This window comes from Dickeya sp. Secpp 1600, assembly GCF_003049805.1.
Taxonomy (GTDB): domain Bacteria; phylum Pseudomonadota; class Gammaproteobacteria; order Enterobacterales; family Enterobacteriaceae; genus Dickeya; species Dickeya fangzhongdai.
Genome location: NZ_CP023484.1, coordinates 1,393,488 through 1,406,815, shown reverse-complemented (window position 1 = coordinate 1,406,815; position 13,328 = coordinate 1,393,488). Strand labels below are relative to the sequence as shown.

12 protein-coding genes are annotated in these 13,328 nt (G+C 55.0%); all 12 read right to left on the bottom strand.

Going from position 1 to position 13,328, the window contains the following annotated elements:
* Positions 1 to 91 precede the first annotated feature (91 nt).
* The 12 genes from tolA to sucA all read right to left on the bottom strand — a co-directional run bounded on the left by tolA (position 92) and on the right by sucA (position 13,118).
* Entirely contained in the window at positions 92 to 1,276 is a 1,185-nt protein-coding gene (gene tolA / locus CPA59_RS06445) for a cell envelope integrity protein TolA (protein WP_038918325.1), read from the bottom strand.
* A gap of 110 nt (positions 1,277 to 1,386) precedes the next feature.
* Positions 1,387 to 1,812, bottom strand: a complete 426-nt coding sequence (gene tolR, locus CPA59_RS06440; RefSeq protein WP_012770579.1) for a colicin uptake protein TolR — start codon at positions 1,810 to 1,812, stop codon at positions 1,387 to 1,389.
* A 12-nt stretch (positions 1,813 to 1,824) separates the two neighbouring features.
* Complete coding sequence (gene tolQ / locus CPA59_RS06435) at positions 1,825 to 2,511, bottom strand: Tol-Pal system protein TolQ (protein ID WP_033570051.1); 687 nt, start codon at positions 2,509 to 2,511, stop codon at positions 1,825 to 1,827.
* Positions 2,508 to 2,912 carry a tol-pal system-associated acyl-CoA thioesterase gene (gene ybgC / locus CPA59_RS06430; RefSeq protein ID WP_038660789.1) on the bottom strand — a complete coding sequence of 135 codons (405 nt, stop codon included), beginning with the start codon at positions 2,910 to 2,912 and terminating at the stop codon, positions 2,508 to 2,510. The genes tolQ and ybgC overlap by 4 nt, the downstream gene beginning before the upstream one ends.
* Before the next feature lie 134 nt (positions 2,913 to 3,046).
* Positions 3,047 to 3,340 (bottom strand): cyd operon protein YbgE, encoded by a 294-nt coding sequence (gene ybgE / locus CPA59_RS06425; protein WP_038918324.1) that lies wholly within the window; start codon positions 3,338 to 3,340, stop codon positions 3,047 to 3,049.
* The gene (gene cydX / locus CPA59_RS06420) at positions 3,337 to 3,453 is read right to left on the bottom strand and encodes a cytochrome bd-I oxidase subunit CydX (RefSeq protein ID WP_012770583.1); all 117 of its coding nucleotides are present in this window, start codon (positions 3,451 to 3,453) and stop codon (positions 3,337 to 3,339) included. The genes ybgE and cydX overlap by 4 nt, the downstream gene beginning before the upstream one ends.
* Positions 3,454 to 3,469: 16 nt before the next feature.
* Positions 3,470 to 4,609 (bottom strand): cytochrome d ubiquinol oxidase subunit II, encoded by a 1,140-nt coding sequence (gene cydB / locus CPA59_RS06415; protein WP_049853572.1) that lies wholly within the window; start codon positions 4,607 to 4,609, stop codon positions 3,470 to 3,472.
* Positions 4,610 to 4,621: 12 nt separating this feature from the next.
* The gene (gene cydA / locus CPA59_RS06410; RefSeq protein ID WP_038660796.1) at positions 4,622 to 6,187 is read right to left on the bottom strand and encodes a cytochrome ubiquinol oxidase subunit I; all 1,566 of its coding nucleotides are present in this window, start codon (positions 6,185 to 6,187) and stop codon (positions 4,622 to 4,624) included.
* 702 nt (positions 6,188 to 6,889) lie between these two features.
* Entirely contained in the window at positions 6,890 to 7,762 is an 873-nt protein-coding gene (sucD, locus tag CPA59_RS06405) for a succinate--CoA ligase subunit alpha (RefSeq protein ID WP_038918322.1), read from the bottom strand.
* Positions 7,762 to 8,928 carry an ADP-forming succinate--CoA ligase subunit beta gene (gene sucC, locus CPA59_RS06400; RefSeq protein WP_100849160.1) on the bottom strand — a complete coding sequence of 389 codons (1,167 nt, stop codon included), beginning with the start codon at positions 8,926 to 8,928 and terminating at the stop codon, positions 7,762 to 7,764. Before sucC ends, sucD begins: the two co-directional genes overlap by 1 nt.
* Before the next feature lie 138 nt (positions 8,929 to 9,066).
* Positions 9,067 to 10,293, bottom strand: coding sequence for a 2-oxoglutarate dehydrogenase complex dihydrolipoyllysine-residue succinyltransferase (odhB, locus tag CPA59_RS06395; protein WP_038918320.1), 1,227 nt, complete (start codon positions 10,291 to 10,293; stop codon positions 9,067 to 9,069).
* Between the two features lie 17 nt (positions 10,294 to 10,310).
* A complete protein-coding gene (sucA, locus tag CPA59_RS06390; RefSeq protein WP_038918318.1) occupies positions 10,311 to 13,118 on the bottom strand; it encodes a 2-oxoglutarate dehydrogenase E1 component in 2,808 nt (935 codons plus the stop codon).
* Positions 13,119 to 13,328 lie beyond the last annotated feature (210 nt).

Below are 13,328 nucleotides of genomic sequence, written 5' to 3'. Positions count from 1 at the left end.
GCAGCGTTTTAACAAACCCATATCAACAAACACGATGTGCACGGCGACCAGATATAGTCATAGTCTTAAACTCCGCCAACTGGCAACCGGGTCACTGCGGTTTAAAGTCTATCGGTGCGTTCTTGAAAGCTTCATATACATCAGAGCTGGGCGGCTTCGGTATCCGCGCCTGTTTGGCAGCAGCAATCGCCGCCTGACACAACGCCGGATCGCCCCCCTCGCTCTTCACATCAACCAGCAGGCCATCCGGCGCCAGTCTGATACGTAACGTACAGGTGCGCCCCTTGTAGGACTCCCAGTCATAAAATTTGCTCTGAATCGCGGTGCGAACCTGGCTGCCGTAGCTGTCCAGCGCAGCGCCGGATGCCCCGCTCTTCTTGTTATTGCCTACCCCGGCCGGCGCTCCGCCGCCAGCGGCACTGCCGCCGCCTTTCGGCGCGTTCTTCGATGAAGCCAGCCCGCCGAGCAGATCATCAACCTCACCGGCCTGTTTGGCCGCCTTTTTCTTGTCGTCAGCTGCTTTCTTGGCCGCGGCGGCCGCCTCAGCTTTCTTAGCAGCATCGGCTGCCGCCTTTTCCTTGGCGGCTTCTGCCGCGGCGGCCTTGGCCTCTTCCTCGGCTTTCTGCTTAGCATCAGCAGCCGCCTTGGCTTTGGCTTCCTCTTCCGCTTTTTTCTTTGCTTCTGCCGCGGCGGCAGCTTTGGCTTTAGCCTCTTCTTCCGCCTTTTTCTTCGCGTCGGCAGCAGCCTGCTTTTTCACTTCTTCCTCAGCACGCTTCTTCGCCTCGGCTGCGGCTTTAGCTTGCTGCTCGGCCTCCGCTTTGGCTTTAGCGGCGGCGGCTTCCGCCTGTTTCTGCTGTTCTTTCGCTTTCTGGGCGGCTTCTTCCGCCTGTTTACGTTGTTCTGCCTGTTCCTGCGCCTGCTGTTTCGCCTCTTCCTGCGCCTGCAGACGCTCTTTTTCCAGTTCTTTCAGCCGTTGCTGTTCAGCCGCCTGTTTCGCCTGCAGTTCTTCTGCCTGCTGTTCCGCCTGCTTCTTACGCAGCTGTTCGGCGCGGCGGGCATCGTTCTGTTGTTGTTGTTGCCGGTTGTACTGATCGACCACCGCGCTGGGATCGACCATCACCGCGTCGATGGATGACCCGCCGCCACCGCCGCTGGCGTCATCCATCTTCTGGTTCAGCGAACTCAGAATCAGCAACGTAATCAGAATAACGTGCAAAACGACCGAGATAATGACGGCACGCTTTAGCTTATCGTTTCGTTCGTTTGCCTTTAACACAAGGGGTTCCCAAAAACAGTTTTGCCAGACAAATGACTACTCATCGTGTAAAAACGTCATCGTGCACAAACGCCATTATCCACAGACTTCATCATTCACGGACTCGCCGGTCAAATCGGCTGTGTCATCAACCCGACAGATTTGACACCCGCCTGATGCAACAAATTCAGCGCCTTGATGATCTCATCATAAGGAACATCCTTGGCACCCCCGATCAAAAAGACCGTTTTCGGGTTCGCGGTCAGGCGGGACTGGGCTTCAGCCACCACCTGCTCCGCAGGCAGTTGATTCATACGATTATGATCAACCACCAGACTGTATTGCCCTACACCGGATACCTCGACAATCACTGGCGGATTATCGTTGCTGGATACGGTTTTGGATTCGGTTGCATCCGGCAGATCCACTTCCACGCTCTGGGTAATGATCGGTGCGGTCGCCATGAAGATCAGCAGCAGCACCAGCAACACGTCCAGCAGGGGAACAATATTAATCTCGGATTTCAGCGACCGGCGGCCGCCACGCGCACGAGCCATATCACCTCCCGATTAACGGTTGCCTTCGCTGGAGAAAGCCTGACGATGCAGGATAGCAATGAACTCTTCCATGAAGTTATCGTAATTCTGCTCAAGCTTGTTGACGCGCTGGTTCAGGCGGTTATAGGCCATGACCGCCGGAATCGCGGCGAACAGACCGATGGCGGTAGCGATCAACGCTTCCGCGATACCGGGCGCAACCATCTGCAACGTCGCCTGCTTCACTGCGCCGAGCGCGATAAATGCGTGCATAATCCCCCATACGGTACCAAAAAGACCGATATAAGGGCTGATGGAGCCGACGGTGCCGAGGAAAGGAATGTGGGTTTCCAATGTTTCCAGCTCGCGGTTCATGGAAATGCGCATGGCGCGAGACGCGCCTTCCACCACCGCTTCAGGCGCATGGCTGTTGGCGCGGTGCAAACGGGCGAACTCTTTGAAGCCCGCATAGAAGATTTGTTCGGTTCCGCCCAGGCTTTCGCGGCGAGTCTGGCTTTCCTGATACAAACGGGACAGTTCAATCCCCGACCAGAACTTGTCTTCAAACGCTTCGGCGTCACGCGTCGCAGAATTCAGAATACGGGTACGCTGAATGATAATCGCCCAGGAAGCGATGGAAAAACCGATTAAAATTAACATGATAAGTTTAACCAGAAGGCTAGCCTTCAGGAACAAATCAAGAATATTCATGTCAGTCACTGCTTAAACTCCGCGACAATAGACTTAGGAAGCGCAATTGGCTTCATTTGAAATGGATCGATGCATGCGACTAAAACCTCGGCATGGCTTAGCAGGGTGCCATGTGAGTCAAGGATTCGCTGTGCGAATGTCAGGGAAGCGCCGCGTATCACAACGATTTCGCTCTGCACTTCCAGTAAGTCGTCAAGACGCGCCGGGGCAAGATACTCAACCGTCATTTTACGAACAGCAAAGGCAACATGTTCATTCATGAGTACGCGCTGATGAAAATCGTGTGCGCGCAACATTTCGGTTCTGGCCCGTTCATAGAAGGCCACATAACGCGCGTGATAAACCACACCACCTGCATCTGTATCTTCATAGTAGACGCGCACTGGCCAGCGGAACACTTTATTACTCACTCTACATCCCGGTAATGCGATAAACCCCGCTACTATACGCAAGAGGGATAAGGTTTGGAATGGGTTCTATGTACAGGAAGGTAAATAATTATGGGTTGCGGACAACCCATAACCAAAAGGAATGAGAGGCTATTTTACAGGAAGTAGTAATACAATCCTGCGGCCAGGATCACAAAGGCCGGAAGGGGGGAAAAGAAAGCGCGCCAGCGCATCCGCTGAGGACGAAAACCCACGCCGTGAACGACGCCGGTACAGACCGCCCAAATCAGCGCTATCCCCTGCCAGACCGCCAGCGAGCTGGTGCGTGCGGCAAAACGCGCCGGCTCCCAGAATACGCAGCCGGCCAGCAGTAGCGCCATAATCAGGGAAAGGGCCCGTAACGGGCCCTTATCCATACAGCGGTACAGACGATCAATGAAAGCAATCATTGCGGTTTATCTTGATTCGTCTTGGTTGCTTCGCTCTGTTCCAGTGCCAGAGCGGTAATCACGCCTAGCGAACAAGCAAGAAGCGTTCCCAATATCCAGGCAAAATACCACATAAGTCAGGCTCCTTACTTAGTACAACGAATGAGAGTTCTGCTCAACATGCTCTTTGGTGATGCGTCCGAACATCTTGTAGTAACACCAGATGGTGTAGGACAGCACGATGGGAACGAAAATAATCGCTACCACGGTCATCACTCTGAGCGTAAGCAGGCTGGATGTGGCATCCCACATAGTCAGGCTGACATTCGGTACCGTCACCGACGGCATAATAAACGGGAACATAGCGATCCCGGCGGTCAGAATCACACAGGCGATACTGAGCGAAGAGAACAGGAACGCCATCGCGCCTTTCTCCGCACGGGCCATGACAGCAGTCATCAACGGCAGCACGACGCCCAGCAGCGGGATAGCCCACAGGACCGGGTGCTGATTGAAGTTGACCAGCCAGGCGCCGGCCTGACGCGCTACTTCTTTATGCAGCGGGTTAGATTCACCAGCGGTATTGATGACCGAGGTCACCGCATAGCCATCGATGCCATAAACCACCCAGACCCCGGCCAGAGCAAAGGTTACTGTCAGCGCCAGCGAAGAAAACTGAGCAACCTTTTTAGCGCGGAAGTGCAGATCGCCAGAGGTACGCATCACCAGATAGGTAGCGCCCTGAGCCACGATCATGCTCAGGCTGACAACGCCCGCCAGCAACCCGAACGGATTGAGCAACTGGAAGAAATTGCCGGTGTAGTACAGGCGCAGATACTCATCCACATGGAACGGCACGCCCTGCAGCAGGTTGCCGAATGCCACCCCGATGACCACCGGCGGTACGAAACTACCGATGAAAATGCCCCAGTCCCACATGTTACGCCAACGCGGATCTTCGATTTTCGACCGGTAGTCAAAGCCGACCGGACGGAAATACAGAGACGCCAGCACCAGAATCATGGCGATGTAGAAACCGGAAAACGCGGCGGCGTAAACCATCGGCCAGGCAGCAAACAGTGCGCCGCCCGCCGTGATCAACCAAACCTGGTTACCGTCCCAGTGCGGCGCGATGCTGTTAATCATCACACGGCGCTCTACATCGTTGCGACCCATCAGGCGAACCAGAACACCAACGCCCATGTCGAAACCATCGGTAACCGCAAAACCGATCAGCAGCACACCAATCAGCAGCCACCAGACAAAACGCAATACTTCATAATCAAACATAGTGGACTCCTGTTACCGTGCTTCCTGAGCCGCGATCGGCTGTTCGAAGTGATAGGCCCCCGTTTTCAGGCTGCTTGGACCCAGACGTGCGTACTTGAACATCAGGTACATTTCAGCCACCAGGAACAGCGTGTAAAGACCACAAATCAGTCCCATGGAGAACAGGATGTCTCCCGCGGTGAGCGAGGAGTTGGCGACAGCTGTCGGCAACACTTCACCAATCGCCCACGGCTGACGGCCGTATTCAGCCACAAACCAGCCGGCTTCAACGGCAATCCACGGTAACGGGATGCCGTACAGCGCGATACGATGCAGCCAGCGTTTTTGACCAATCTTGTTGCGCAGCACCGTCCAGAAAGACAGACCGATGATCAACAACATCAGCACGCCACAGGCCACCATGATGCGGAAGGAGAAGTACAACGGCGCCACACGCGGGATAGAATCCTTGACCGCCTGTTTGATCTGCGCATCGCTGGCATCAGCCACATTGGTGGTATAGCGCTTGAGCAGCAGGCCATAACCGAGATCCTGCTTGTTCTTGACGAATTCATCACGAACCGCCGGATCGGTGTTGCCGGAACGCAGTTGCTGCAACAGGTGATACGCTTTCATCCCGTTACGAACGCGCACTTCATGCTGTTCCATCAACTCTTTCAGGCCGGTAACGGTCTTGTCGGTAGAACGGGTGGCGATCAGGCCCAACATATAGGGAATCTGAATCGCGTACTTATTCTCCATCGTCTCCTGATTCGGAATACCGAACAGAGTGAACGCCGCCGGCGCTGGCTGGGTTTCCCATTCAGCTTCGATGGCCGCCAGCTTGGTTTTCTGCACGTCGCCCATTTCATAACCGGACTCATCGCCCAGCACGATAACAGACAGCACCGCCGCCATACCGAAACTGGCCGCGATCGCAAAGGAGCGTTTGGCGAAAGCGACATCGCGCCCTTTCAGCAGGTAGTAAGAGCTGATGCCCAGAATGAACATCGCGCCGGTACAGTAACCCGCGGCGACAGTGTGAACGAATTTCACCTGTGCAACCGGGTTCAGCACCAGATCGGCAAAGCTCACCATCTCCATGCGCATGGTTTCGAAGTTGAAATCCGACGCGACCGGGTTCTGCATCCAGCCGTTAGCCACCAGGATCCACAGCGCAGACAGGTTGGAACCCAATGCCACCAGCCAGGTTACCGCCATGTGCTGCACTTTGCCCAGGCGATCCCAGCCAAAGAAGAACAACCCGACGAAAGTGGATTCCAGGAAGAACGCCATCAATCCTTCGATTGCCAGAGGTGCACCGAAGATATCGCCGACATAGTGAGAGTAATATGACCAGTTAGTACCGAACTGGAATTCCATGGTCAGACCGGTGGAAACGCCGAGAGCAAAGTTGATTGCAAACAACTTGCCCCAGAACTTGGTCATATCTTTGTAGATTTGTTTGCCGGACAGGACATACACGGTTTCCATGATCGCCAGCAAAAACGCCATCCCCAGCGTTAAAGGCACGAACAGGAAATGATACATCGCGGTCAAGGCAAACTGTAAACGTGACAGTTCGACTACATCAAACATCTTAACTCCTTGCTCCTCGCAGGAGGGTCTTTAGCTCGCTGTACGGACAAGCCACTAAATACCCGGCAGTTAGTAACCTAAAGAACACAACAATTGCTTTAGCACAGGCCTCAATATGCGCTACCACGTCACCACGGCGCATTTGAAAAGTAAGCCAAAGAGAAATTACAGAATTACAAATAGCATACTCGGATAAGAGTATCGGTATATTACGCCTCTACAACCCTACAATAAATAGGTTTTTACGTGATGCGGATTGAGTTTTTTGATTCTACGCCAACCTCTGCACCGCATACCGCCAAAGACACAATTGACCTGACGCAATTTAATCTTATTTTCAAATGGATATCCAGCCTGGATTTTTGATCTAAAACAAATATCCACCCCAATGTTAATAAAATGCGTCTTTTATTTTACATTTCATCGAATGTTAATCCAATGTAATTGGGCGGTTTACGATGCATGTCGTTAATAATATATTTCTTATTTTAATTAAAAATAGCGCGAGTTGATCTCAAATATAGAATTTTTTAATTTATGCGCTTATTGTTACCTTATTGTTGCCGGATTGATTAAATATTTTTCTTTCAGGCTATATTTTTGCGACAAGCTTCAAATATAAAAAAGGCCACCCGAGGTGGCCAAACATGTCGAACTTTGAAAATATTACACACTACTTTTCCGGTATGCTGAGCCTGCGGCTTAACGCCCCAGCACGGCTTTTACCGCATCGCCGATATCAGCCAGGCTGCGTACGGTCTTGACGCCCGCCGCTTCCAGCGCAGCGAATTTGTCATCCGCCGTACCTTTGCCGCCCGCGATAATCGCGCCGGCATGGCCCATGCGCTTGCCTTTCGGCGCCGTAACCCCAGCGATGTAACCCACTACCGGTTTGGTAACGTGCTCTTTGATGTAAGCTGCCGCTTCTTCTTCCGCGGTGCCGCCGATTTCACCGATCATCACGATGGCTTCGGTTTGCGGATCCTGCTCGAACAACTTGAGAATATCGATAAAGTTGGAGCCCGGAATCGGGTCGCCGCCGATACCTACGCAGGTCGACTGACCCAGACCGGTATCAGTAGTCTGCTTCACCGCTTCATAGGTCAGCGTACCGGAACGGGACACGATGCCTACCTTGCCAGGCAGATGAATGTGGCCCGGCATGATGCCGATCTTGCAGGCGCCCGGCGTAATGACCCCCGGACAGTTCGGACCGATCATCCGAACGCCGCTCTGCTCCAGCTTCACTTTCACCGTCAGCATATCCAGCGTCGGGATACCTTCAGTGATACAGATGATCAACTGGATGCCGGCATCAATGGCTTCCAGAATGGAGTCCTTGCAGAACGGCGCCGGGACATAGATGACCGACGCTGTCGCGCCAGTGGCTTCTACCGCTTCGCGCACGGTATTAAATACCGGCAGACCCAGATGCTCGGTGCCGCCCTTGCCTGGCGTCACGCCCCCAACCATCTGCGTACCGTAAGCAATCGCCTGCTCTGAATGGAACGACCCCTGACTGCCGGTAAAACCCTGACAGATGACTTTGGTGTTTTTATCGATCAGAATGGACATTATTTACCCTCCACTGCAGCAACCACTTGCTGAGCCGCATCCGTCAGGCTGGTCGCAGCAATGATATTCAGACCACTATCCGCCAGTTTTTGCGCTCCCAGTTCGGCATTGTTGCCTTCCAGACGCACCACCACCGGAACGTTCACACCCACTTCGGCTACCGCGCCGATAATACCGTCGGCAATCAGGTCGCAACGCACGATACCGCCGAAAATATTCACCAGTACCGCTTTCACCTTGTCGTCGGACAGGATGATCTTGAAGGCTTCAGTAACACGCTCTTTGGTAGCGCCGCCGCCCACATCAAGGAAGTTGGCCGGTGAACCGCCGTGCAGTTTCACGATGTCCATGGTTCCCATAGCCAGACCGGCGCCGTTTACCATGCAGCCGATATTGCCATCCAGCGCCACATAGTTCAGTTCCCACTGAGCGGCATGCGCTTCACGCGCGTCTTCCTGAGAGTGGTCGCGCATTTCGCGCAGTTCCGGCTGACGGAACAGGGCATTGCCGTCGGCGCCCAGCTTGCCGTCCAGACAGATCAGATCGCCCTGTTTGGTGATCACCAGCGGGTTGATTTCCACCAGCGCCAAATCACGCTCCAGGAACAGGGTCGCCAGTCCCATGAAAATTTTGGTGAACTGCGCCACCTGCTTGCCGCTGAGGCCCAGCTTGAACGCCAGCTCACGCCCCTGATACGGCTGCGGGCCGGTTAACGGATCCAGCGCGACTTTATGGATCAGGTGCGGCGTTTCTTCCGCAACTTTCTCAATCTCTACCCCACCCTCGGTGGATGCCATGAACACCACACGACGAGTGCCGCGGTCGACGACCGCACCCAGGTAAAGTTCTTTATCAATGTCCGTCGCGCCTTCCACCAGAATTTGGTGAACCGGCTGGCCGCTGGCGTCAGTCTGGTAGGTCACCAGACGCTTGCCCAGCCAGTTTTCGGCAAAGGCGCGAATCTCTTCTTTGCTGTTCACCAGCTTCACGCCGCCGGCCTTGCCGCGACCGCCGGCATGTACCTGACACTTCACGACCCACGGACCTGCGCCAATCTTGGATGCCGCTTCTTCCGCTTCACGCGGTGTTGTGCAGGCGTAACCGGTAGGCGCCGGTAAACCATACCGCGCAAAGAGCTGTTTTGCCTGATACTCATGTAAATTCATGATGTTCTATCCATTTAAGTTTGAAGATAAGTCCAAAGACTCTCTGTCGTGGATAACGCCGCCGCGCGTTCGCAACGGCCTGCATAGCACATAATAAAGGCGGCAGGGCGCAGGCCGGCCGCCTTTCACTGCAACGCGTTAGACATCCAGCAGCAAGCGGGCCGGGTCTTCCAGCATCTCTTTAACGGTAACCAGGAAACCGACCGATTCACGGCCGTCGACCAGACGATGATCGTAGGACAATGCCAGGTACATCATCGGCAGAATCACCACCTGACCATCCACCGCCATCGGGCGATCCTTGATGGCGTGCATCCCCAGAATCGCGCTCTGCGGCGGGTTGATGATCGGGGTCGACATCAGGGAACCGAACACGCCGCCGTTGGTGATGGTGAAGTTACCGCCGGTCAGCTCTTCGACGGTCAGTTTGCCGTCACGGCCTTTCACCGCCAGTTCTTTGATTTTCTTCTCGATCTCGGCCATACCCAGCAGATCGACATCTTTCAGCACCGGCGTCACCAGACCGCGCGGGGTCGACACCGCGATGCTGACGTCAAAGTAGTTGTGGTAAACCACATCTTCGCCATCAATGGACGCATTCACTTCCGGGAAACGCTTCAGGGCTTCCACAACGGCCTTGATATAGAAGGACATGAAGCCCAGGCGAATGCCATGACGTTTCTCGAACGCCTCGCCATACTGCTTGCGCAGATCCATGATTGGCTTCATGTTGATTTCGTTGAACGTGGTCAGCATGGCGGTGCTGTTTTTGGCTTCCAGCAGACGCTCGGCCACACGCTTACGCAGACGGGTCATGGGAACGCGTTTCTCGCTACGGTTGCCCAGAGCCGGTGCAGATGAAACCGGCGCTGCGGCAGGCGCATCCGCCTTTTTGCCAGCCGGTTTCTGAGCAGCCAGGTGTTTTTCCACGTCTTCACGAGTGATACGGCCGCCGACACCGCTGCCCTTGATGGCAGCCGCGTCCAGATCGTGCTCGGCAATCAGACGACGGATAGCCGGACTCAGGGCATCGTTATTCTCATCTTCCAGCCCGGCTGTATGACGCTGTGCGGGCGTCGATTCTTTGCTCTGCGCTTTTTCGCTGGTTTCCTTGCCAGAGTTGTCGCCGGGACGCAAACGCCCCAGGACCTGACGGGACGTCACGGTGGCGCCTTCCGCTTCCAGCACCACTTCCAGCACGCCGGCTTCAATCGCAGGAACTTCCAGCACGACTTTATCGGTTTCAATTTCAACCAGCACTTCATCACGCTGGACGCTGTCGCCCGGTTTCTTGTGCCAGGTAGCCACAGTCGCATCGGCTACCGATTCAGGCAGGTCAGGGACAAGAATATCTACGCTACTCATTATCTATCCTTATTCATTTAATTAACGTTCAGCGCGTCATCAACCAGAGCTTGTTGTTGTTTCTGGTGTACGGACATATAGCCGACGGCGGGTGAAGCAGAGGCCGGACGACCGGCATACCGCAACGAGGCGCCAAAAGGAATCACCTCACGGAAGTGGTGCTGGCTGCAGTACCACGCGCCCTGGTTCAGCGGCTCTTCCTGGCACCAGACAAAATCATGTACGTGAGCGAACGGCTCCAGCGCGGCCTGCACGGCCTGATGCGGGAACGGGTACAGCTGTTCGATACGCACTATCGCCACATCTTTCTGTTCATTCTTGCGACGTTGTTCCAGTAAATCATAGTAGACCTTGCCGGAACACAGCACGACGCGCTTCACCGCTTTCGGATCAAGCTCGTCAATTTCCCCAATCGCTGGCTGGAACTGGCCGCTTGCCAGTTCATCCAGCGTGGAAGTAGCCAGCGGATGACGCAGCAGCGATTTCGGCGACATCACCACCAGCGGGCGACGCATGCCACGCAACGCCTGACGGCGCAACATGTGGTACACCTGCGCCGGCGTGGACGGAATGCACACCTGCATGTTCTGCTCGGCGCACAGTTGCAGATAACGCTCCAGACGCGCAGAGGAGTGCTCCGGTCCCTGACCTTCATAGCCGTGCGGCAGCAGCATCACCAGACCGCACATACGGCCCCACTTCTGCTCGCCGGAACTGATGAACTGGTCAATCACTACCTGCGCGCCGTTGGCGAAGTCGCCGAACTGGGCTTCCCAGATAGTCAGCGTGCGCGGTTCGGCCGTGGCATAACCGTATTCGAACGCCAGCACCGCCTCTTCAGACAGCACCGAATCCCAGACATTGAACACACCTTGCGCGTTATGCACATGCGCCAGCGGCGTGTAAGTGGAACCGCCTTTCTGGTTATGCACCACCGCATGACGATGGAAGAAGGTGCCGCGCCCGGCGTCTTCACCGGACAGACGTACCGGGATGCCCTCATCCACCAGCGTGGCGTAAGCCAGCGTTTCCGCTCCGCCCCAGTCGAACAGTTTTTCACCCGCCGCCATCTCGGCGCGGTCGTTATAAATCTTGGCGACGCGCGGCTGCATTTCCAGCGCTTCCGGCACTTCACTGATCCGATGCGCCAGCTCCTGCAGGCGTTTGGTTTCAACCTTGTGCGGATAAGGCTCATCCCACTCATGGTTGAGATAAGACATCCAGGTGAAGGAGTGCATATCCATCGGGCGCCACTCGTCTACCACGCATTCGCCGGCATCCAGCGCGTCGCGGTAAAGATTGACCAGCTCGGTGGCGTCTTCCAGCGTCGCCATCTGCTGTTGCTCCAGACGGTCGGCGTAGATTTTACGCGGCGTCGGGTGTTTCTTGATCTTCTGGTACATCACCGGCTGGGTAGCACTCGGCTCATCGGCTTCGTTATGACCGTGACGGCGGTAGCACACCAGATCGATGAATACATCACGCTGGAAGGTGTTGCGGAAATCCAGCGCCAGACGGGTGACGAACGCCACCGCTTCCGGGTCGTCGGCGTTGACGTGGAAAATCGGCGCCTGCACCATCTTGCCGATGTCGGTACAGTATTCGGTGGAACGAGCATCACGCGGATTCGACGTGGTGAAACCGATCTGGTTGTTGATGACGATACGGATAGTACCGCCTACTTCGTAACCCCGAGCCTTAGACATGTTCAGGGTTTCCTGCACCACGCCCTGACCGGCAATCGCGGCGTCGCCGTGAATGGTGATCGGCAGCACCAGAGAGCTGCTGGGGTTGTCCAGACGATCGATACGCGCGCGTACCGATCCAATCACCACAGGGCTGACAATTTCCAGATGCGACGGGTTGAACGCCAGCGCCAGATGCACTTTGCCGCCTTCGGTTTCCATATCAGACGAGAAACCCTGATGGTATTTCACGTCGCCGGTACCGAGGTGATCTTTGTGCTTGCCGGAGAACTCATCGAACAGATCCTGGGGTTTTTTACCCATCACGTTCACCAGCACGTTGAGACGCCCACGGTGGGCCATCCCCATCACCACTTCGCGCGTACCGTTTTTACCCGCGTGACGGATGATTTCCTTCAGCATCGGGATCAGCGCATCGCCCCCTTCGAGCGAGAAGCGCTTGGCACCTGGGAACTTGGCGCCCAGATAGCGCTCCAGCCCTTCGGCGGCGGTCAACTCTTTCAGAAAACGCTTTCTTTCTTCGACGGTAAAACTCGCCAGCCCCACTACCGACTCGATGCGCTGCTGAATCCAGCGTTTTTCTTCGGTATTGGTGATGTGCATGTATTCTGCGCCAATCGGGCCGCAGTAGGTCTGCTTGAGCGCCGCGTACAGCTCGCCAAGCTGCATGGTTTCCTTGCCGATGGCGAACGAGCCGACATTGAAGCTCTCTTTCAGGTCGTCGTCAGTCAGGTTGTGATAGGCAAGATCCAGATCCGGTACGTGTTCCTGTTTCCATAAACCCAGCGGATCAAGATTGGCATGCTGATGACCACGGAAACGAAAAGCGTTAATCAGCTGCAATACCTTAACCTGCTTGGCATCGTTGTCAGGATCGGTAATGGAAGAGGTATAACGCGAAGCGTCTTTCGCCAGGCGGCGGAAATAGTCGCGAGTTTTGGAGTGAAGTTGATCCGGTTTAACCCCAGTGGTGGGAAGTTGTTGAAAAATCGAACGCCAGCTGTGATCGATAGAATCCGGGTCAGTTAAAAAATCTTCATAGAGCTGCTCTATGTAGGACTGGTTCGCGCCCGCCAGATAGGAGGAATCCAGCCAGGCCTTCATTGCGCCGTTCTGCATTGTGATCCCTTAAGCTAATAAGCTTCAGTTTTCGCCGTGGTTAACATGTCTTATGTTGCCGTTATAAAACGGGTTGCCGTAAAAACGGTTCACTTGCTGTGCCTGGTTACACACGCTGCGGATATTCCTATCCTGAAGGAACCTTTAAAAAACGGTTCTGGCGCATAAGCCGGTTTTTAAAGGTTTCCTGTGACTCCCCCGCCTTACTGC

Coding starts and splice junctions, on each gene's coding strand:
- tolR (WP_012770579.1), bottom strand. CDS start 1,812: ATGGCTCGTGCGCGTGGCGGCCGCCGGTCGCTGAAATCCGAGATTAAT.
- ybgE (WP_038918324.1), bottom strand. CDS start 3,340: ATGATTGCTTTCATTGATCGTCTGTACCGCTGTATGGATAAGGGCCCG.
- cydX (WP_012770583.1), bottom strand. CDS start 3,453: ATGTGGTATTTTGCCTGGATATTGGGAACGCTTCTTGCTTGTTCGCTA.
- cydB (WP_049853572.1), bottom strand. CDS start 4,609: ATGTTTGATTATGAAGTATTGCGTTTTGTCTGGTGGCTGCTGATTGGT.
- cydA (WP_038660796.1), bottom strand. CDS start 6,187: ATGTTTGATGTAGTCGAACTGTCACGTTTACAGTTTGCCTTGACCGCG.
- sucD (WP_038918322.1), bottom strand. CDS start 7,762: ATGTCCATTCTGATCGATAAAAACACCAAAGTCATCTGTCAGGGTTTT.
- sucC (WP_100849160.1), bottom strand. CDS start 8,928: ATGAATTTACATGAGTATCAGGCAAAACAGCTCTTTGCGCGGTATGGT.
- odhB (WP_038918320.1), bottom strand. CDS start 10,293: ATGAGTAGCGTAGATATTCTTGTCCCTGACCTGCCTGAATCGGTAGCC.
- sucA (WP_038918318.1), bottom strand. CDS start 13,118: ATGCAGAACGGCGCAATGAAGGCCTGGCTGGATTCCTCCTATCTGGCG.